The organism is Paenibacillus sp. FSL R5-0908, from assembly GCF_038006245.1.
Taxonomy (GTDB): Bacteria; Bacillota; Bacilli; order Paenibacillales; family Paenibacillaceae; genus Paenibacillus_AQ; species Paenibacillus_AQ odorifer.
In genome coordinates this window covers 5777362-5799122 of the sequence record NZ_JBBOUV010000001.1, presented here as the reverse complement: position 1 = coordinate 5799122, position 21761 = coordinate 5777362, and the positions used below count along the sequence as shown (strand labels likewise).

The window sequence follows — 21761 nt, the reverse complement described above, 5'->3', positions numbered from 1 at the left end:
CACTAAATAAAAGCTATACTTTTTGATAAAGTATTTTCTTTTGAGAAGAGTGGAGCCGAAGCGATGAAGAAGTTAACGATTGATGATGTGGCTCAAAAAGCGGGAGTTTCGAAAAGTACGGTCTCCCAATTTTTGAACAAACGTTTTAAATATATGAGCGAAGCGACGAAAAACCGGATTGAGGCCGTAATTGAGGAGCTTAATTATCAGCCAAATGGTCTGGCGCGCAGTCTAAAGCAGAACCGGACGCATATGGTCGGGATCATTGTAGCCAATATTGACTACACACTGTCAATCCAATGTATCCGGGCGATTGAGAATGAGCTGCAGCATCACGGAATCCAAGTGATCATATGCAACGCAGATGAGAATGCGGAGAAAGAAAGCAAATATGTAGAAACCTTAATCGCTCGTCAGGTGGATGGGCTGATTATTTTTCCTACAGGGAATAACCCGTCTGCCTATAGTAAGCTGATAGAGGCTGATTTTCCGTTAGTCTTTATGGATCGCCTGGTAGATGGAATCACCACGCAGAGTCTATTGCTGGACAATGAAATGGCGGCAAAGATAGGCGTAGGGCAACTAATTCAGCAAGGCCATGAGCGGATTGCTCTGGTGTCCCTCCCAATTGGGGAGCATGCGATTACCCCTCGGAAAGAGCGGATAAGTGGCTACAAAAAAGCGATGGAAGAAGCGGGCATAACGCTGCGTGAGGAGTATATTTGCAGTGTATCCAAAGAAGAATTAGCTACGGGGCTGGAACACTTATTAGCACTGCCGGAGCCGCCGACTGCACTGCTGGCTACGAACGACATTACACTAGCGGAGATTCTAAAATATGCGAATCGAAATGCCATCTCTATTCCAGAACAGTTGTCGGTCATCGGGATAGATGATGCGGAATTCGCGCAAATTTATAATCCGGTCATTACGACAATTCGTCAGCCTGCTTACGAGATGGGGATGCAGGCTGCCAAGATTATACTCTCTTGTATCGAGGATAAGGGAGCTTCTGTTCCAATTACATATCGTTTCCCGCCGACCTTGCAGCAAGGGCAGTCGGTGAAGTCTTACAAATAAGTTTGAACTATAAAAAGGGGGAGTACCCAGCAGCTATTTCTTAGCTTGTCGGGTACTCCCCCTTTTATTGGACCTAACTTTATCTAAATACTAAACTTGGGTTTGATTGAGTAATATTTTCGCGCAGGAAGTCGCTATCGGACTCAGCTGATCTTATAAGCAGTATAATCCCATATTTGGAGTACTATCGGACCCCATCGCCGTTATCGGCATGGAAAACATGCTAAATGCCCTTTTTCATAAGGAATAGCGTCACTGGAGTCCGAAACTACGCCGCAAAAGTAAAAAAATTGCAAATAGCGTCTTCTGGGTCCGAAAGCCTCAAGGGACGTGATTACACTGCTGAAGCAATAGCAATAGCAATAGTAATAGCAATAGCATAGCAATAGCAGCCAATCAGCGACCCAAAAAGAGCAGCGCTCCTCCAATAACGGAGAATCGCTGCTCTTTTGCGATTATTAGACTTCTTGTTGCATAAACTTCGCAAGTTCCTCACGGGTGGGAAGTCCGTCCATATCGCCTGGCGACATGACGGCTAACGCACCGATCGCATTGCCGCGTTTGACGGCCTCAGCAATCGGAAGCTTTTCCAGCATCGCACTGATTACGCCAACCGCAAATCCATCACCTGCACCCACCGTATCAACAACCTGCTCGACCTTGAATCCGTCCACGTAACCTTCCCCGGCAGAGGATTTATAGTAAGCGCCTTCAGGGCCAAGCTTGATGACGACTAAGCTTACGCCACGCTCCAGGTAATAGTCTGCAATCTCTTCGGGTGTGCTCAGTCCGGTAAGGATTTTACCTTCACCGAGTCCCGGCAGGAACCAGTCGCAGCGTGTAGCCAGATCATTGATGGTACTCACCATTGTTTCTGTATCCGGCCATAAGCTAGGACGCAGATTAGGATCCAGAGAGATCGTCTTTCCTTTACTCTTCATAAATTCCATAGCGTGAATAGAAAATTCATGACAGCTCTTGGACAAAGCGGCGGAGATACTTGTAACATGCAGATGTCCTGCGGAATTGAAGTAGGCCTCGTCAAAATCCTCCAAACTAAGCGTGGAGGCCGCGGAGTTTTTGCGGAAGTATTCGACCTTTGGATCGCCGGTAACCACTTTCGATTTGATAAGCATACCTGTTGAATACTCTTTAGTAAAAGTAATATTGTCCGTATTAATGTTCTCATTTTTCATCGCCTGAGCAATGAATGCGCCAAAGTTATCTTCGCCAAGCTTCGTAACATAACCTGTAGGATGATTCAAACGCGACAAGCCTGTAGCCACGTTGCTTTCTGCACCTGCTAATGCTTTGGAGAACGAAAATACTTCATGCAGAGGACCGGCCTCATTCGCATAAAACATCGCCATCGGCTCCCCGAAAGTGACGGCATCCAGCTGTTTACTCATTTTTAGTTCCTCCTAGGGTAATGATTTTATCCCAGTATAATGATTTGTAATTTGAAATTATCACATAAATCGGTTTTGTACAATAAAAGAATGATTGTTAACCAAAAAACTTTTTTCGTGAAAAGAAAATAATATCTCCATAAACCCTTGTTGTATAAAGGTTTGTATTAGATTTTATTACTTGTTTTCACCTGATGTAATAAAAATGTATTGACTGTTAATCGTATTGTTATTACTATTTCCTTATAGAACAAAACGCAATAATTAGTAAATTTAATAAAAAAGTTTATCTAAAAAAGTATTTCCTGTTTATCTATGATCGTACCAAGAGAAAGGGAGTCTACTGATGAAGAAAATGAAAGTATTGCAGAATGTGGCATCCGTCGGGGTTGTAGCGGTTATTCGAGCAGATAGTGCTGAGGAAGCTTTTAAGATGTCCGTTGCTTGTATAGAAGGCGGTCTAAATAATATTGAGGTAACTTTTACTACACCAGACGCGGACGTGGCGATTAAGAGATTGGTTGCAGAGTACGGAAGTCGTGCGGTGGTCGGCGCCGGAACTGTCTTGGACCCATTGACAGCTAGAATAGCCATTCTTGCAGGCTCGGAGTTTGTGGTTAGTCCTTCTTTTGAAGTGGAGACAGCTAAGATGTGTAATCTTTACGGCATTCCCTATATGCCTGGTTGCATGACATTAAATGAAATGAAGGAAGCGCTGAAGTACGGCGTGGATGTGCTGAAGCTATTCCCTGGCAGTGCTTTCGGGCCGGATTATGTAAAAGCAGTTAAAGGTCCTATGCCACATGTGAATATTATGCCGACCGGTGGCGTGGATTTGAACAATATGGAGAAGTGGATTGCAAACGGATGCATGGCTGTGGGCATTGGTGGGAATTTGACTGCACCGGCGAAGAATGGCCGATACGATCAGATTACTGATCTTGCTGCCCAATATGTGGCGAAGTTTAAAGAGATAAAAGGGATTTAGTGTATAGTTTGAACGGAGATTGAAATCCTGATTTGCTTTTTATTTATAAGCTGTGTGGCTGACAGACGTTGGCCATGCAGCCTTTTTGTGTTGATTTTCTTTGAGCTGTCCATATTCCTTTTATTCTATGCTTTTTAGAAAGTATAGAATCGGGATAAAGATAATAAACTATATAATAGAAGAGTAGTGATACATGGACTGAACGTCAGGATCTATTATCCAGCCGGGAGTGAGTATATGCCTGCTTATAATGACAAAAAGCTGTATCAAGCAGCGGATGAAGATGATGCGGAGTACGTAGAAATTGAGTCGGCATTCCATGGTTGTAAGGTGACGGAAGGGCAGATCTACAGATTAGAGCGCAATTACAATAACCCTCAATTATTTGAGAATGGAGAAGCTTATGTGGTGGATGATGAGACTAGGGAAAACTACGCGGTCTTCATGCTCTGCAAAATTGCGCTCTATAAATAGAGTTTCTTACTCGATACCGGAGGGTAATATTTAAGACAGACGGCTTCATTTCCGACAAGGGGATAGGCCGTTTCTTTTGATGTCATTTTTGTTACTAAGATAGTGAAAAAGAGTATTTGAATGATTGTTGTTTCCCCTGTATGCTTAGTAGGAATTATTGGCTAAAAATATTAATTACACGGTTGCAACAAATTCGCAGTCTTGCGCGTCAGTAAGATTGCATAGAGAGGGGGAACCTTCGTGGTGGAGCAGGGACTCATCAGAGCCGCTCAAGCGGGCGATCGCGACGCTCTAATCACCCTATTGCGAGAAATTGAAGGACATGTATATAAAACGGCCTTCTACATTTTGCATAATGAACAAGATGCGTTAGATGCATCTCAGGAAGCCTTGATCCGGGTTTATACAAAAATCGGCTCATATGAGGAGAAGGCCCAGTTCAAAACGTGGGTTCAGCGAATCGTCACTAACATTTGCATTGATAAATTCAGAAGAACTAAACCTACAGTTTCTATTGATGAACATGAAATGGTGTTTCAGGATAAACACAATGTGGAACGTGAGGTTCTATCCTCTTATTTAGCTGAGGATATACGTGAAGCAATTGATCAATTGCCCGAGCATCATCGGACAGTCATCGTCCTGCGCTATTTACAGGATTTTTCTTACAACGAGATTGCAGATTGTCTGGATTTGCCCTTGAATACAGTGAAATCATACTTATTTCGGGCTAGACAGCAACTGCAGAACAGACTTCAGGAGTACCAGAAAGGTGGTGTATCGGGATGAAATGCGCGGAGGTGATGGAATGGATGCACCGCTATTTAGACAAAGATTTGAGTCAAGATGAGATTATTGAAATGTTCCGTCATATCGATAATTGTCCTTCCTGCGCGGAAGTCTTTGAGCGCCTGACACTTCTCTCCAATGAATTGGAGCAGTTGCCAGACGTGAAACCCCCGTTTAGTCTGGTTGACTCTATTTTACCTCAGCTTGCAGAATTGGATCGAAGCAGTCGTGAACAAAGTGCTGTGAGATCTGAGGAGCCGGTTGTCGTCCCATTTTCACGTGAAAGCTCCCGCGGTAAACCTTCCAAGGGAACCTCTATAGCAACACGGACAGGCATTGGAGCTATTGCAGCTGCCGTTCTATTAGGGATCGCAATATTTAATATGCCCGATAAAATGCCTGGCGCAGAAGTGGAACAAAGGATGCAGGATAGCGCTAAAACAGCCAGCGATGATACTAAGGATACAGCAATGGAATCACAAGCTTCTATTACTGCTAACTCTGATGGAGCTTCACCTGCCGCTGGTGGAGAGAACGAGGGCGCTGCGCAGTTTAAGACGGATGCACCGGAGATGAACGAAGATAACTCCGCTTTAGATAGAGCGACGGGACCAGTGGACCCTGCCTCGATGCCAAGTGCACCGGCGGATGCAGCTGATGCGGGAGCTGGAGCTGGAGGGCGGTCGATCACTGAACCGCCTCAAAGCGCAGATCCTAAGCCGACAGAAAAGATTGCTCCGCCAAGGCAGGATGTCGCCACGAAATCTCATAATTCAGATTCTAGCAACGCCAGTAGCAATCAGCTAAAGGTGGATAATAAGGAGCAAACTGCTGATATGAATTCAGACAGCGCAGCCGATTCTGCTCCGCTGATGGAGGATTCTTTAAAGATTCCTTATGACTATGGGCGGGAAGTTATGAGCTTAAGCAGTTCTGAAGATCCTAATGTGCAGACCTGGACTTCTCCTGATGGTCAGTATGCTATAGAATTTGTTGGGCTGCAGCTTGTGATTTATAAGAAGTCGCCAGAGGGCTCAGCGGAAGAACGGTTAGCCGTAAACTCTTATCCGTTAGAAGGAAATTGGATTTCTGGTGAATGGTCCGCGGACAGCTCGAAGTTTACGTATGTGACTGAAAAAGATGGTGTGAATGTAACCAAGGTGTACACTGTACAGGAAGCAGCTGCTGCTTCTTCAAGTCCGGCTGCATCCCCTGGAGCGACACCAACGAATACTCCAACCTCATCTTCAACAAATTAAAGTGGGGTTGGAACTTTTTTCGAAGTTTCTGAATATACTATATCAACAGGACAGGAACTAGAAAGTATAGGTTTTGCAGAACATCGGTATGACCGCCGGATGCGGAGTTTCTAGAGCTTCGCACTCCGTCGTTTATATAGATGCGCCGCTTAAACGGAGAGGCTTTGGCCATGGCTGCCAGAGTTTCTCCGTTTTTGCATGCATTTTTGTAGTTTTTTTTGCTACAATAGAACTCTGGACAAAATGGGCTAGATGAATGGAAAAGGAAGTGGCGGGATGGATGCCAAAACGGCGATAAAAGAAATCAAACAAGGGAAGATCTCACCGTTGTATGTTTTATATGGTAGTGAGAAATTTCGAATGAATGAATTCACGGCACTGCTGGAAGAACAGCTAATTGCTAAAGAAGATCGTGATTTCGCAGTTATTCCCTTTGATCTCTCTGAGACGCCGGTGCAGGCTGTGGTAGAAGAAGCGGAGACTGTGCCATTTATGGTAGAACGTAAATTATTGCTGGTGCGGGATGCCTCGTTATTTACAGCGGGCAAAGAAAATGCCAAACTGGAGCATCGTATAGATCTTTTAAGTGACTATTTGCAGCATCCTGTAGACTTCAGTGTAATCGTCTTTATGGTGAATAATGATAAGCTGGATGAGCGTAAAAAAATTGTGAAGACTGTCAAATCAGTGGGCACAGTGTTAGCCTTTAATCCGCTGGGAGCAGAAGAGCTGCTGCGCTGGGTGGAAAAAGGAATTCGTGAGCGGGGTTGTGTAATGGCACCTGGCACGGCAGAAATTCTTATAACGAATGCAGGTACAGGCTTGCAAGGTTTATCTGCAGAGATGGACAAGCTTTGTTTATTCGCTGGTAAGGGCGGCACTGTGGACGCGGGGGCCGTAGAGAGTCTGGTACACCGTGGAACAGAACAAAATGTGTTTACGCTTGTTGAGGATATCGCTAATCTGCGTCTTGATAAGGCGCTTGATACCTTATATGAGCTGCTGAAGCAGCGTGAGGAACCGATCAAGATCGCAGCGCTGGTTGCGCGGCAGTTCCGCATTATTTTGCAGGTTAAGGATTTATCAGCACATAGTTATTCGCAGGGACAGATTGCGTCACAGATCGGATTGCATCCTTATGCGGTTAAGCTTGCTGGGGAGCAGGCCCATAAGTTCTCCAGTGAACGATTGCGGCAAATCTTAAGTGCATTGGCGGATCTGGATTATAAAATGAAAACAGGGGCTATAGACAAAGTGCTAGGGCTGGAGCTGTTCATGCTGCGTTTAGGTGTCTGAGCTAAGAAGGGGAAAAGTATTGGAGATGATCTGACTATGAAAAGAATATTTCACTATTCGGCACTGCTTTTACTCGTTCTATTAATTACTTCTTGTGGCAAAACGGATACCAATTCCCCGTCAGGTTCAGCTTCTGAGTCGTCTGCGAATACGAATACCTCTGCAGATGCACCTTCTTATTTTGGGGAATGGAGTGTACAAAGTATAGTAGGTTCTACACCTGTCTCGGCAGCGGAGGATGAAAAGCTTATTGGCATGCGGGTAACTTATTCGATAGAAAAGGCCTCTTTTGATAAAGATGAAATTATGAGCCCTGAATATAAGGAAGAGAACATAACAAAGGATGACTTTTTTAACGATTACAGAAATGAATTAAGTGACCTTGGCATCGAAACGGAATCGGTTAAGACGGTATCTATAAATAATTGGACGAATCCCGGCAGCAGTTTTATTGTTAAAGACGATCAAACGATGATTTTTTTATGGGATGGTAACTATTATGAAATGAAAAAAGAGAATAAATAAATGAAAGAAGACCGCCTCTCTGAGGGGGTCTTCTTTCATTTAACAAAACATCTCTTAATAGTAACTAATACTACTTATATTAATTAATAGACACAAAAAAACCTAACCGTATGAAGCATAGCGGTCAGGTTCTTCAATTGCTCATTATGAATGTCGTCTTAGGCTTGAGCCGTAAGAGCGTTCAATTTCTTCGCCAAGCGGGATTTTTTGCGGGCAGCCGCATTTTTATGAACCAGACCTTTACTTACGGCCTTGTCCAGCTTTTTGGAAGCAGCTAGGAAAGCAGCTTGAGCAGTTTCTACTTCCGTACCAGTCAGAGCTACATCAGCAGTTTTCACAGCTGTACGAAGCGCGGATTTTTGGGAAGCATTCAGTGCACGGCGTTTTTCGTTCGTGTTTACGCGTTTAACCGCGGATTTAATATTTGGCATTGCATTCACCTCCTGTAAGACATTCGAAATCATTATCAAATGATTCACAACTTAAAATAGTTTAGCATGACCGGTAGCAAAAAGCAATACTTAAAGCTTTCAAATTAAACCTCCGTATCCTGCATAAACATTGGCTTTCTCTCGCACACTATCGACAAAAGAGCATAGGCAGAAGCTTGCCAAATGAGGATGAACTCATGGGAAGTGTATGCTTACAAAACTAAGCAGCCGCTTTCGAAGTGAGTTTTGTTCGAAGTAATTCATGGAAGTGTATGCTTACAAAACTTTTAGGAGGCTGGTACACAATGGAACCGGATCTGCAGCTATATTCTGTGCGCACCGATTTGGCATTAGAGGCAAAGGAAATGGCTCAAGGCCCACAAAGAACGCCGATCCCTGGTGTGAACGAAGAAGTGGAAGAGTCTGATGGGATTAAAGTGACCCGTCTTGGTGTAGCTAATGCTGCCGGATCACAGGCAATAGGACGCGCAATTGGCAACTATGTAACCCTTGAGGTACCCGCTCTGCGTGGCGGAGATACAGGCTTGCAGCAAAAGGTGGCAGAAGTTTTTGCCCGCGAATTTGAGGACTTTTTGATCAGAATTGGGATTGGCAAGGATGCATCTGTGTTGATTGTTGGTCTTGGTAACTGGAATGTTACACCGGACTCACTGGGTCCTTTAGTGGTGGAGAACTCACTCATTACACGGCAGTTCTATGAGCTGGTTCCGGATCAGATCTCCCCTGGTTATCGTAAGGTGAGCGCTATTGCTCCTGGAGTGCTTGGGCTGACTGGAATTGAGTCGAGTGAGGTCGTGCAGGGAATCGTGGATCGCACGAAACCTGAGCTTATTATCGCCATAGATGCGTTGGCATCCCGGTCACTGGAGCGTATCAATACGACGATTCAAATCGCCGACATTGGGATCCATCCCGGTTCGGGGATTGGCAACAAGCGACGTGGATTAACCCAAGAAATTCTGGGTGTTCCTTGTATCGCAATCGGAGTGCCCACTGTCTGCTATGCCTCAACTATTGTGAATAATGTGCTGGAGATGATGAAAAATCACTTCGGGCAAGGAGCAAACCATACGAAGGAAATCATGGGGATGCTGGATGATATCTCTGAGCAGGAACGCTTGTCATTAGTGAAGGAAGTGCTTGAACCCCTGGGGCACGATTTGATTGTCACTCCCAAGGAAATCGATGAATTTATTGAAGGGATCGCGAATATTGTGGCCAGTGGTCTGAATGCGGCTTTACATGATGCGGTTGATCCTGAGAATGTTGGTGCGTATACCCACTAATTGAATTATGGTTTGTTTAGCCCGGCGGGATGCTGAATTAAGGTATCCTGTACGGGCTTTATGTCTATTCTCTCATTTTCGGTTCTAGTATTGCTCTTGCACTCATAGATTTGGAGTATAAGAGATTACAGAGGGCTGGAGGAGGACATAACTACAATGAATAAAAAATGGTTTCAGCTTTGGAACATCGGCCGTTTAAGGGGAAAAATGCTGGATGTTTTATCGCTGGGGAGAACGATGCTGCTGTTGGCCGGAGGTTCGCTAGTATTTTTTATGCTGCTTGGAGCCGGTGGATTGGCCGGACAGAAGCTTAACTCTTCACCCATTCCTTCAATGAAGGGGCTTGCTGCCTCTCTGTCTAGTGGTTTTTTCATGGAACTGCTGGGAATGGAGGTGCCGCATTTACCGCAGGGTAAAGAGCCTTCCGCTTTTTCAGGTGAAAAGGTAACTTCTTTCGTATTTCAGTTGCTGACCAGCGTCAATCCAGGTGACCCTAAGAGTCTAGTTTCTCGTGAAGTGCCGGGGATGGCGGCGGATGATCCATTTCTTTTGCGAAAAGGTTCCGGTGGATCTACAGGAGCGCCAGTGGATTATCATCCTGGGACTGATGAGCTGGCTGAGGGTAGTGGTGATGCGGAAACTTCTGTTCCGGACGAAGGGGACAAGCATGGAGATACTACAACACAGCAGCCTGAAGCGACGGTTGCACCATCCCCTGATCCATCAGCGGAGGAAGGGACGGATAAGAGTGATCCGCAAAGCGGTACAGACAGCACTAAGGATACCTCGATCAAACGGATTCTAATCTATCATTCACATCCTAGAGAGGCCTACAACCCTCTGCTAGGGGCAGCAAATGAAAATCCCAGCTCCGGAGTTTCAACTAAAAATGTAATGCTGGTAGGATCATATATTACGAAAAGACTGGAACAGCTTGGGATTGGTACGGTTCATGCCAAAGAAGATTTTCCAACCAAAATAGCCGATTATAACTGGAACTTTTCCTATAAATATTCCCGCATCTTGGTTAAATCAGCACTCAGCGCAAATGAGGAAATGGATAGTTTTATCGACATTCACCGTGATTCGCAGCGTCATAGCAAAACAACAGCTGTTATTGACGGGAAAAGCTATGCACAGGTCTATTTTATCATTGGACATGCAAATAAAGACTGGAAGAAGAACGAAGAGTTTGCCAATAAGATTCATCAACAGCTTGAAAAGAATTACCCGGGAATATCTCGTGGGATATGGGGAAAAGCTGCGGGTAAAGGAAATAACGGGGAGTACAATCAGACCCTCTCTCCTAATAGTGTTTTGATTGAAGTGGGCGGAATTGATAATTCGGCTGAGGAATTAAAGCGGACGGCTGATATTTTGGCGGATGCTATCGCTGATGTTTACTGGAGCAGTCATGACGCTGAGAAGGTGAACGCACCTGAAAAAGTGGCGAATCCCACTACAACACCAAAGAAATCAAACGGAGCTTCTTAAAATAAATTACCAAGGATTAAAAAGGAGTGGTGTACATGTCGCGTTTCGGAAAAAAACTGGTTATGGTCGGGATTTGGGCAGGGATTGGCATCCTCTTAGGGATGCAGTTCGGCGGAAGTGGGGGGTCAACAGTCTCTAAGATTCTGCCCGGCTGGAATGCCAACCCGACTACACCGACCAGTCAAGTAACAGGCATGCAGCCACAGCCACAATTGCAAAAGAATGGTGTGACACAGGGTGGGCAGACTTATGTATATGTGCCAATGGTGATCGATCCTGTCACAGGTGCTTATACGGCCGTCTCTCCTTTGCCTCAAAATAGCAATACAACGCCAGCCGCAGATCCTCCTCAGCAAGTTGTGGATGATTATAGTACGAAATCTCCGGAGCAAATTCTAATTCCTGAGGAGCAAAAGCCTACGGTCGATGTTCTGGCAGATAAGACGGCAGGTCTCTTGCAGCAGGCTTCCCAGAAGGGAATCCGCTGGGTAGTTTCATTGTTCGCTTCGGCAGAAAATTAACAGCAAATTTAGAAGAAACGGTTATTTCACGGGATCGTGTATAGCTGTTTCTTTTGTTTTGGGCCAGCGCGGGATTGATGGAGTAAGCTTGTACTGTTATAATAAGTGGATTAATATCAGGCTGTCTGTGGGGGTAAGGAATGACTGACGTTCAGAAAAGACAACAACAAATTCGCAATTTCTCGATTATTGCACATATAGACCATGGTAAATCGACACTAGCTGACCGCATTTTGGAATACACGGGGGCACTAACCACACGTGAAATGCAGGAACAGGTACTCGATCAGATGGATCTGGAGCGCGAACGTGGTATCACAATAAAGCTGCAAGCCGTGCGTTTAACCTATCGTGCAGACGATGGTGTAGAGTATTATCTCAACTTGATTGATACACCGGGGCACGTCGATTTCACCTATGAAGTTTCCCGCAGTCTTGCAGCATGTGAAGGCGCACTGCTGGTCGTGGATGCGGCTCAAGGAATTGAAGCACAGACGCTGGCCAATGTGTATTTAGCACTGGATAATAATCTGGAAATCCTACCTGTGCTCAACAAAATTGATTTGCCAAACGCTGACCCTGACCGGGTAAAGCAGGAGATCGAGGATGTTATCGGGCTGGATACCAGTGAAGCGGTTATGGCATCTGCCAAAGCCGGTATCGGAATCAAGGAAATTCTGGAGCAGGTGGTGAAGCAGGTTCCTGCGCCATCCGGTAATTCAGAAGAGCCGCTTAAAGCATTGATCTTTGACTCTCACTACGATCCTTACAAAGGCGTTATCGTCTATGTGCGCGTAATGGACGGGAAGATCCGTGCGGGTTCGAAAATTAAGATGATGGCAACTGAGAAGACCTTCGAGGTCATTGAAGTTGGCGCATTTATGCCGCGTATGACCATTGTCGATGAATTGAACATCGGTGATGTTGGCTTTATCGTAGCTGGGATCAAGCATGTTGGAGATACCCGTGTCGGTGATACTGTCACTGACGCTAAGAATCCTACTGCTGAGCCGCTTCCGGGTTACCGTAAGATCAACCCGATGGTATATTGCGGGTTGTATCCGATTGAGACCTCCGACTATAACGATCTTCGTGAGGCACTGGAGAAGCTCCAGCTAAATGATGCTTCGTTAAGCTTTGAGCCGGAAAGTTCAAGCGCGCTTGGATTTGGTTTCCGTTGCGGTTTCCTTGGACTTTTGCATATGGAGATCATTCAAGAGCGGATTGAGCGCGAGTTCAATTTGCCGCTAATCACAACAGCACCGAGTGTTATTTACCGAATTATGCTGACCAATGGTGAAATGATCCAAATCGACAACCCGTCACATTATCCGGAGATCGGTACGATTGACTACATTGAAGAGCCGTATGTTAAAGCAGCGATCATTGTGCCTAACGACTTCGTGGGTACTGTAATGGAGCTGTGCCAGAACAAACGCGGCGAGTTCGTAAATATGGAATATCTAGATACTAATCGTGTAACGATTACGTACGAGATTCCGCTGTCAGAGATCGTTTATGATTTCTTTGATCAGTTGAAATCCGGTACGAAAGGATATGCTTCTTACGACTATGAAATTTGCGGATACCGTCGTTCGAATCTGGTCAAGATGGATATCTTGCTTAACAATGAGCAGGTCGATGCCTTGTCCTTTATCGTTCACCGCGATCGTGCCTACAACCGCGGACGTATCATTTGTGAGAAGCTGCGGGGGATTATCCCGCGTCAAATGTTCGAAGTGCCGATTCAAGCCTCTGTGGGTACGAAGGTAGTTGCGCGTGAAACCGTTAAGGCGATGCGCAAAAACGTACTTGCTAAATGTTACGGCGGTGATATTTCCCGTAAACGGAAGCTGCTGGAGAAGCAAAAAGAAGGTAAGAAACGCATGAAGCAAGTGGGTAGTGTAGAAGTACCACAAGAAGCGTTTATGGCCGTACTGAAGATCGACGAGTAAAAAATAGGTAGAGCCGGGAGAATATCCCGGCTCTATTTTTTTGAGCAGGAGCAGATTACAATAGGGGGAAGGATTGTAAGCACATACAAAGTGAGGAGAGTCCTCGTGAAGAGATTATATTTGAAACTTACACCAAGTACCTTTAAAAATCGGATTTTGTTAGCTTTCTTGCTGTTGGTACTAACACCCATTGCCATACTCGTTCTATATAACTTTAAAGAGACAGAACGAATGCTGCAGGATAATGCGGAAACGAAGAACATAGAGCAGCTTATTGGTATTAAGAATGGTTTTGTTGATCTCATGAGTCTCGTGATGAAAACAGGGTCATTACTCGAACAAGATACGACGATTTTATCGATCATGAAGAATCCCGAGCAATCTGATGAAATCACGAGAAAAAAACTCGTTGAAAACAAGTTTGGAGCGATTGAAAATACATTCTTCATGAGTGGAGCGACGGTGTATTATACTTTAATCGACCTTCATGGAAACGCATACACTTCCTTTATGCCAAAGGAAACCTTGAGCTACGACGAAATCCAATCGGAGGATTGGGTTCAAGCATTGAAGCGAGAAGGAACGAATCGATATATATGGAATCCGAATGACAAGAATAATGTGGTCCGGGAAAGTACAACAAGTAAGAAAATGCTTAGTCTCTATGAGGTTATGCGTGATAATGATTTGAATATTTATGCCTATGCAAGATTAAGTATCGATTATGAGGAGTGGTTTACTAGATCAACGTTAGGGAGTAAACAGGAAGGGGCTTTATTTCTACTCGATGCCTTGGGGGGAGTGATGCTTAATCCCCTTAAGGATGAGGCTTTTTCCTCTGATATTGCACAGAGTATCGTGAAGAGTGCCAACCAGCGGCAGACGGGGCGTGCTGCATCCATTGTCAACCCGAAGGAGGAAAGCTTATACACATACAGCTACATCGAGGAGTTAAATGGCTATGTTGTTAAAAAGGTGCAGCTAGCACAGCTTTTTCTTGAAGTAGACAAGCAGAAACGACGGTTTTTTGGTGGATTTGGAATCATTCTGCTGCTATTTGTTCTATTAACTTATTTCATATCATCGACGATTACAGTACCGCTTAAGAAGCTACAGAAGAAGATGGAAATGACCGCTAAGACGAATCTCAAAATGAAATTACCCGAGCAGGGACGGGGAGAGATTCTTGCCCTGACTCAGAGTTTCAATATAATGATCCATGATTTAAATGAATTGTTGCAGCGACTTCAGCTTGAAGAAAAACAGAAGCAATTCGTTCGATTTCAGGTATTACTTTCGCAGATGAACCCGCATTTTCTACTAAATACATTGAATACGATAAAGAGCATTGCCTTAGATAAAGATGATGATGAAATTTATGAAATTTGTGTTGCACTAGGAAAAATATTGGAGACTACCTTAAATACTGAAGTGGATTTGATCCTGTTAAAGGATGAAATCGTACTAATAGAATCTTACATGGAGATACAGCGGCAACGTTTTGGACATGGGATTGAAATTCAATATGATATCAACGAGGAGCTGCAATTCGCATTAATCCCTAAATTCTGTCTGCAGCCCTTAATTGAAAATAGCTTGATTCACGGCTTCGGTCAGTCTGTAAAACAAGGGAGAATTGATATTTCCGCTAAAGTGACTGAGCAACAGCTGTACCTGCAGGTTAGAGATAACGGCATGGGGATAGAAAGAGCACAGCTGAATAAGGCTACACGGAAACGTAAAGGAATCGGTGTTCAGAATATTAGGGAGAGCTTAGAGCTGTTGTTTAAGAATCAACGGACAGGTATGGACATCGTATCTTCGGATACAGGAACTGAAGTGACCATCCATTTTCCATTCCTTATTTCAAAACCTTACGATGGAGGTAAGCTCACATGTGGAGAACGTTAATTGTGGATGATGAACAACCTGCAGTTAAAAGTATACGGAAGCTATTCTTAAAGGCAGGAATTCCGTTTGAAATTATAGGTGAGGCGGAGAATGGAGAAGTAGGCTTGCAAATGATTCGTGAGCTTCAGCCTGATGTGGTAGTGACGGATATCAATATGCCGGTGATGGATGGGGTGAAGCTTCTTCAAATTGCGCGAGAGGAAGGCTTCGAATGCCGGTTTGTAATGTTGACCGCATTGAGTGAATTTGAATACGCCCGGCAGGCGCTCGTATTTGGGGCTTCGGACTACATTTTGAAGTTATCTTTAGATCTCCAAGGTTTGAAGCAGACCATGGGTAAGGTTCAGACCGAGCTGGAGCGTATGGTGAAGATGAAGAAGGCCGATAAATGGTTTCCTGAGAAGCAACAAACGGGACCGACAGATCATGTGGAGATGAACAAAATTATAGCTTATATTGAAGAACATTATGCTGAGGACATCTCGCTCAAATCCATGTCAGAGTTGATCCGGATGGATGCCAGCTATATAAGTGACTTATTCAAGAAAAAGACAGGGAAAACGTTGACCAATTATATTCAAGAGCGTCGGATTCAGGCTGGGAAAATGCTGCTTGCAGAAACGAAGCTAACAATTAGCGAGATTGGGCAGCAAGTAGGCTTTGAGAACGATAATTATTTTATAAAAATTTTCAAAAAGTGGTGTGGTGTCACGCCAAATGAATTCCGTAAAGAACCAAAAAACGTTCTATAAGTTCCCAAATGTAGTTCATCCCCCAGAATCCGCTCTGATGATAAAGTTATAGATGTAGAGCACAACACATAATCCTTCCAAGGGGGAAGCTATCTATGAAGAAAAAGTGGTATCCTGCAGTGCTTTCTGTCTTATTAGCAGGTACGATGCTGGCTGGTTGTGGGAGTGGTGGAAGTAATGAGGCGCAGGGCAGTGCAAATGGAGAAACAGCAAAGGAGAAAATAAAGCTCACGATGTGGGGGGCAGTTCCTGCCGAAGCCGGGCCTCAAGCTGTAATTGATAACTGGAATAAAGATCATCCAGACATTCAGGTCGAGTATATCCGTAATGTAAATGACGATGCAGGCAACTTAAAGCTAGACACTGCCTTGATGACCAATCAAAACATAGACCTTTTCATGAACTACGATCTTGCTCACTTACAGAAACGTATGGATGCAGGCGTTGCCTTGGATCTAAGCACGAAAACAGATTATGATATCGACAGCCAGATCGGCGAGGACGCAGCAATGTGGAAAATCAATGATAAGTACTATGGGATTCCTACAAAGAAAAACATGGCGTTTGTATGGTTGAACAAAGATATGCTGGATGCAGCAGGATTACCGATTCCTGCGGTGGACTGGACTTGGTCAGATCTTGAGGAGTATGCGAAGAAGCTAACAAAGCCGGGTGTGTACGGATTATTGCAGGCAGATTCCTCCTTCCCAACAACGATGGACGGTACGCTGGCTGGAATGGGTGTGAAACAGGCGGATGGTACCTCAAACTTTGGGAATGATCTCTGGAAACAGCACCTGGAAATATTGCATAACATGATGTTCGTAGACAAATCCACACCGGAATATGGGGAGCAGCTGACCAGTAAAATGCCGGTGGATACCATGTTCCTGCAAGGCAAAGCGGCAATGCTGGCAGCCGGTGAGTTTATTTTTAGAAATGCGAACAACTTGAAGGACTATCCGCATGATTTCAAAACCGCGTTCGCTGCAATTCCAAAAGTGAATAAAGATCAAAAGGATTATAAATATTCGGGCGGTGTGGGTGACATGCTTGCTCTTAATGCAAAGTCCAAGAACCTGGATGCAGCTTGGGAGTTCGCAAAATGGTATGCGGATGGCGGTATGCTGCCAATGGCAAGCGGGGGTCGTATTCCAGCCTCTAAGAGTGTGGACAGTAAGGAAGCGATGAGCCTTCTCTTGAATGGTGTAGAAGACAAATATGATACAGATTCAATGAATAATATTGTATTCGGCAAATTCCCATCCTTCCAGCTAAATGTACCTCAACAAGCCATTGATGCCCGTAAAGAAGAGTATGAAAAATACTTCTTAAATAAGCAAGATATTGATACCACGATGAAAAATATGCAAACCCGTTCGCAAGAGTTAATGAAATAAAGAAATAGCTGGCACAAAAGAGAAGGAGGAAGATCTCTTCGTTCTTCTCTTTCGTGTACCCATTTTTCAGCATACGAAAGGCGGCGATACCGTGAAGCGGAGAAGCTGGATGGACAGACAAGGCTGGATCGGCATGACTTTTATTCTCCCGAATATGATTGGTATTCTCTTATTCTTTGTGATTCCTGCAATCTTTTCCTTTGTCCTGATGTTTACGAACTATCAATTTTCAAATCCGAATTGGCAATTTACCGGGCTGGATAATCTCAAACGGTTGTTCCATGACGATAATTTCTATGCCTCGATCAAATATACGGTGATATTCCTGATATCGGTTCCAGTATCGATGGTGCTCGCTTTTATTGTGGCGCTATTTCTAAACCGCAGTGTGTATCTTAAAGGCGTATTACGTGGAATGTTTTTCTTACCGTATATCTCTAGTGGAGTAGCCGTTGCATTTGTCTGGATGCTGCTATTTCAGCCTTCACAGGGACCCATCAATGAACTGCTTCGCTGGATTGGCATAACATCGCCGCCAGGATGGTTTGCAGATACGGAAACCGCAATGTATGCCATTGATATCGTACAGATTTGGCTGATGCTTGGCTACAATATGATCATATATTTAGCAGCACTACAGGAAATTTCGACAGAACAGCTGGAAGCTGCCCGGATCGATGGTGCAAGCACATTCAAAACAACATGGAAAATTGTATGGCCTCTTGTTAGTCCAACAACTTTTTTATTAATGATTACCGGATTAATTATGACGATGAAATCGTTCTCGATTATTCAAGCCATTACGGCTGGAGGACCTAGCGGAAGTACGACGGTCTTATCACTATTCGTTTATAAAACAGCATTCAGTTATTACGATATGGGATACGCTTCAGTCATTTCATGGTTCTTGTTCGCCGTCATTCTCGTCATTACAGTCATTCAGTGGATCGGCCAAAAGCGCTGGGTTCATTACTAAATAACCCTACAAAGTGGAGCTTTGCGGGAGGCCCCGAAACCATAAATTAAAGGAGCAGGCGGTATGAATGAAAAAGCAGGAAACATGAAGGTGAAGCTGCCAGTGACGATCATCATGTTTGTTCTAGGACTATTTATGATTGTGCCTTTTCTATGGATGCTCAGCACATCTTTTCAGACACCTGCCGAGGTGTTTAACGAATGGCTGCCTTCATCTCTCAACTGGAGCAATCATATTCGGGTATGGACAGGAAGTTATGATTTTGTTCCGTATTATTTAAATTCACTTAAGATATCGATTATTGGAACTGCGGGAGCTGTGTTTCTATCTGCCCTTGCCGCTTACGGATTTTCACGTACTTCGTTTAAAGGGCGTGATGGCCTATTCGTCATATATCTATCCATGATGATGATTCCACCGCAGGTGCTTTTTGTTCCTAAGTTTATCATGTTTAACTGGGTTGGGATTTACAATACGCACTTGGCCCTAATCCTTCCAGCCATGTTCTCGATCTTCGGTGTATTTATGCTTCGGCAGTTCTTCATGGGTATTCCTAAGGAAATTACGGAATCTGCTTTTCTGGATGGAGCCGGGCATTACAAAATATTTTTCCGCTTAATTCTGCCATTAGCGAAGCCGGCAATCGCTACATTTGCTATTCTTGATTTCTCCTGGCAATGGAATGATTATGAGAATGCGCTTGTATTTTTGCAGAGCCCTAAGCTATATACCATTCCGCTTGGATTGCAGAATTTTATTCTTGAGAACAATGTGGATTACAACGGGATGATGGCCGCTTCGTCGGCTGCGATCATTCCAATGATTGTTATCTTCTTCATAGGTCAGAAATATATTATTCAAGGGATTTCTAGCTCGGCTGTGAAAGGCTAACTATAGGAGGGTACTGACATGAGAACAGAAACGGTTAAATCCGAGGTGACAGTGGTCGGGGGTGGACTTGCAGGGATGAACGCGGCGATTGCTGCAGCACGTCTTGGGTTAAAGGTAGCACTGGTACAGAATCGTCCTGTACTTGGTGGTAACTCGAGTTCAGAGGTTCGGGTATGGGTATGTGGTGCAACAGGACATGGTGTAAATCGTTATGCACGTGAGACAGGCATTATGGGTGAGCTGTTCATCGAGAATCAATACCGGAACCCGGAAGGGAATCCATATCTATGGGATCTAACCTTGCTCGAAGCGGTGAAGGCAGAATCGAATATCAGCTTGTTCTTAAATACCGATGTACGTGAAGTGGAAGCGGAAGGTGAGGCAGAGGAGCGTACGATTCAGAGTGTGACTGGCTGGATGATGGGATCTGAGCGTTTAATCACGTTCGAGAGCGGTGCTTTCATCGATTGTACGGGTGATGGTTTAGTTGGCTTCCTAGCAGGAGCGGATTTCCGATTAGGACGTGAAGCCCGTCATGAATTTAATGAGGAATGGGCACCAGAAGTGCCTGATAATATTACATTAGGCAGTACATTATTATTTTATACACAGGATACTGGAAAACCGGTACGTTATGTTGCACCCTCATTCGCTAAGGATATTACAACAACTTCTATCCCGATCCGCCGGGTTATTCGGAGTGGGGATTCAGGCTGTCACTACTGGTGGATTGAGTGGGGCGGCGAGCTTGATACGGTGGATGAGAATGAACGCATACGTGATGAGTTATCCTCAGTTATTTATGGGATTTGGGATTATATCAAAAACTCGGGCCATTTTGATGCCGAGAATATGACGCTTGAGTGGGTTGGCTCGATTCCGGGTAAACGTGAATACAGACGGTTTGTTGGCGATACGATTCTAACGCAAAATGATATTCTCGCGCAGCGTGAATTTGCAGACCGTATTGGATTTGGTGGCTGGTCAATTGATCTACATCCACCACAGGGGATGTACGCACAAGAGAGTGGCTCCAAGCATCTGCATGCGGACGGGATCTACCATATTCCATTTGGTTCGCTATATTCGAAGAATGTAAGGAATCTATTCTTCGCGGGTCGTAATATCAGTGCATCTCATGTGGCTTTTGGAACAACACGCGTTATGGCAACCTGTGCAATCATGGGTGAAGCAGCTGGAACAGGTGCCGCTTTATCCGTCATCAAAGGTGTGACCCCTCGTGAAATTCGCGAGCAGTATATGCATGAATTGCAACAGGTGATGTTAAAGCAAGATGCTTCGATTATTGGATTACGTAACGAGGATCCACTGGACCTCGCCAGAAAAAGCGAGATTCATGCATCCAGTACGATGAATGGTATCCTGCTAGACCGTCCAGCCGAAGCTTATGAGCTTTCTCATGATGTAGGGATTTTGTTTCCGGTTGAAGGAAGTATCCGTGGGTTAAGGCTGCTTGTATCAGCGAGTATTCAGACGCAGCTGACCGTGGAGATCTGGACGACTGGACGTGCGGAAAATTACGTGCCGGCGGAGTGCAAACAGGTTGATGTTATAACAGTACAGGCAGGAGAGCAGCAATGGATTGAAGTTCCGATACAAGAGGAGAAATGTAGTCCAATCGGCGAATGTAATATCTTCGCTATTATTCGAGCTAATGAACACCTTCAATTGCATATTTCAGAAACCCCAATCACTGGTGTCATTACATTTGAGCGAGGTGCTAAATCCGTTGTTGATTCATCGCTGGAGGATCATCAGCCAGATCAGCCGGTGATAGAGTGGAGCATGAAACAACTTGTACGCAGGCATTTCTGCTTTGCAGTAGAAACATCGGCATATGCTGCATCTAAAGTCATTGATGGATATGTTCGACCTTTCGCGGGACCGCATAGCTGGGTTTCTGAGCCGATGACCGCGGGTAGATCGGAGTGGGTAGAGGCGCGTCTCCCGGATGCTGCTCCAGTCTCCGAAATTCATTTCACCTTTAATGATGATGTCAATGAAGATCTCATCAACTTACATCACCATGAAACGCCATTTCTAGTGATTCCTGAACTGGTAAAGAACTATGATGTAGAGCTGCTCATTGATGGCGCGTGGCAAGTCATGCTCCGTGTCAAAGACAACCATCGCCGGAAGAATGTTCATCGATTAGAGAAGCCTGTCCTTACAGATGCTGTCCGGATCGTTATTCATGAAACTAACGGTGGAGTACATGCCGAACTTGTGGAAATGCGGATTTATCAAGAAGCAACGGCTTTGCCGACTTTATAGGGACGGTA

19 protein-coding genes are annotated in these 21761 nt (G+C 44.6%); 17 read left to right on the top strand and 2 right to left on the bottom strand.

Features of this window, described 5'->3' with window-relative positions; all coding sequences use genetic code 11:
• The first annotated feature begins 63 nt into the window (after positions 1-63).
• Positions 64-1080 (top strand): LacI family DNA-binding transcriptional regulator, encoded by a 1017-nt coding sequence (locus MKZ09_RS26420; protein WP_076206432.1) that lies wholly within the window; start codon positions 64-66, stop codon positions 1078-1080.
• Positions 1081-1538: 458 nt separating this feature from the next.
• Here MKZ09_RS26420 and MKZ09_RS26415 read toward each other — a convergent pair whose 3' ends face one another.
• Positions 1539-2489 (bottom strand): sugar kinase, encoded by a 951-nt coding sequence (locus MKZ09_RS26415; RefSeq protein ID WP_076206430.1) that lies wholly within the window; start codon positions 2487-2489, stop codon positions 1539-1541.
• Between the two features lie 346 nt (positions 2490-2835).
• Here MKZ09_RS26415 and MKZ09_RS26410 point away from each other — a divergent pair, with 346 nt between their 5' ends.
• The 6 genes from MKZ09_RS26410 to MKZ09_RS26385 all read left to right on the top strand — a co-directional run bounded on the left by MKZ09_RS26410 (position 2836) and on the right by MKZ09_RS26385 (position 7820).
• Positions 2836-3477 (top strand): bifunctional 2-keto-4-hydroxyglutarate aldolase/2-keto-3-deoxy-6-phosphogluconate aldolase, encoded by a 642-nt coding sequence (locus MKZ09_RS26410; RefSeq protein WP_076206428.1) that lies wholly within the window; start codon positions 2836-2838, stop codon positions 3475-3477.
• 237 nt (positions 3478-3714) lie between these two features.
• Positions 3715-3951 carry a hypothetical protein gene (locus tag MKZ09_RS26405; protein WP_038572950.1) on the top strand — a complete coding sequence of 79 codons (237 nt, stop codon included), beginning with the start codon at positions 3715-3717 and terminating at the stop codon, positions 3949-3951.
• A 240-nt stretch (positions 3952-4191) separates the two neighbouring features.
• On the top strand, positions 4192-4740 hold the full coding sequence (locus MKZ09_RS26400) for an RNA polymerase sigma factor (RefSeq protein WP_036677530.1): 549 nt from the start codon (positions 4192-4194) through the stop codon (positions 4738-4740).
• Positions 4737-5999, top strand: coding sequence for an anti-sigma factor family protein (locus MKZ09_RS26395; protein WP_076206426.1), 1263 nt, complete (start codon positions 4737-4739; stop codon positions 5997-5999). The genes MKZ09_RS26400 and MKZ09_RS26395 overlap by 4 nt, the downstream gene beginning before the upstream one ends.
• A 276-nt stretch (positions 6000-6275) precedes the next feature.
• Positions 6276-7295 carry a DNA polymerase III subunit delta gene (gene holA / locus MKZ09_RS26390; RefSeq protein ID WP_036677525.1) on the top strand — a complete coding sequence of 340 codons (1020 nt, stop codon included), beginning with the start codon at positions 6276-6278 and terminating at the stop codon, positions 7293-7295.
• Positions 7296-7331: 36 nt separating this feature from the next.
• A complete protein-coding gene (locus MKZ09_RS26385) occupies positions 7332-7820 on the top strand; it encodes a hypothetical protein (protein WP_076206424.1) in 489 nt (162 codons plus the stop codon).
• A gap of 158 nt (positions 7821-7978) precedes the next feature.
• On the opposite strand, the gene rpsT is transcribed toward MKZ09_RS26385, so the two are convergent.
• Positions 7979-8251, bottom strand: coding sequence for a 30S ribosomal protein S20 (rpsT, locus tag MKZ09_RS26380; RefSeq protein ID WP_036677521.1), 273 nt, complete (start codon positions 8249-8251; stop codon positions 7979-7981).
• Positions 8252-8556: 305 nt separating this feature from the next.
• Here rpsT and gpr point away from each other — a divergent pair, with 305 nt between their 5' ends.
• The 10 genes from gpr to MKZ09_RS26330 all read left to right on the top strand — a co-directional run bounded on the left by gpr (position 8557) and on the right by MKZ09_RS26330 (position 21753).
• The gene (gpr, locus tag MKZ09_RS26375; protein ID WP_036677518.1) at positions 8557-9558 is read left to right on the top strand and encodes a GPR endopeptidase; all 1002 of its coding nucleotides are present in this window, start codon (positions 8557-8559) and stop codon (positions 9556-9558) included.
• 156 nt (positions 9559-9714) lie between these two features.
• Positions 9715-11052 (top strand): stage II sporulation protein P, encoded by a 1338-nt coding sequence (locus MKZ09_RS26370; RefSeq protein WP_076137378.1) that lies wholly within the window; start codon positions 9715-9717, stop codon positions 11050-11052.
• 35 nt (positions 11053-11087) lie between these two features.
• Positions 11088-11573: a hypothetical protein gene (locus MKZ09_RS26365; RefSeq protein WP_076137377.1), complete on the top strand. Its 486-nt coding sequence runs from the start codon at positions 11088-11090 to the stop codon at positions 11571-11573.
• 140 nt (positions 11574-11713) lie between these two features.
• Positions 11714-13528 (top strand): translation elongation factor 4, encoded by a 1815-nt coding sequence (lepA, locus tag MKZ09_RS26360; RefSeq protein WP_036677511.1) that lies wholly within the window; start codon positions 11714-11716, stop codon positions 13526-13528.
• Positions 13529-13633: 105 nt separating this feature from the next.
• Positions 13634-15439 (top strand): sensor histidine kinase, encoded by a 1806-nt coding sequence (locus tag MKZ09_RS26355; protein WP_232061439.1) that lies wholly within the window; start codon positions 13634-13636, stop codon positions 15437-15439.
• Positions 15424-16191 carry a response regulator transcription factor gene (locus tag MKZ09_RS26350; RefSeq protein ID WP_076137373.1) on the top strand — a complete coding sequence of 256 codons (768 nt, stop codon included), beginning with the start codon at positions 15424-15426 and terminating at the stop codon, positions 16189-16191. The genes MKZ09_RS26355 and MKZ09_RS26350 overlap by 16 nt, the downstream gene beginning before the upstream one ends.
• 95 nt (positions 16192-16286) lie before the next feature.
• Positions 16287-17591 (top strand): ABC transporter substrate-binding protein, encoded by a 1305-nt coding sequence (locus tag MKZ09_RS26345; RefSeq protein WP_076137371.1) that lies wholly within the window; start codon positions 16287-16289, stop codon positions 17589-17591.
• 91 nt (positions 17592-17682) lie between these two features.
• Positions 17683-18567: a carbohydrate ABC transporter permease gene (locus MKZ09_RS26340; protein WP_232061438.1), complete on the top strand. Its 885-nt coding sequence runs from the start codon at positions 17683-17685 to the stop codon at positions 18565-18567.
• 63 nt (positions 18568-18630) lie between these two features.
• Positions 18631-19458, top strand: coding sequence for a carbohydrate ABC transporter permease (locus MKZ09_RS26335; RefSeq protein WP_076105906.1), 828 nt, complete (start codon positions 18631-18633; stop codon positions 19456-19458).
• Between the two features lie 18 nt (positions 19459-19476).
• Positions 19477-21753, top strand: coding sequence for an FAD-dependent oxidoreductase (locus MKZ09_RS26330; protein WP_076137370.1), 2277 nt, complete (start codon positions 19477-19479; stop codon positions 21751-21753).
• Positions 21754-21761 lie beyond the last annotated feature (8 nt).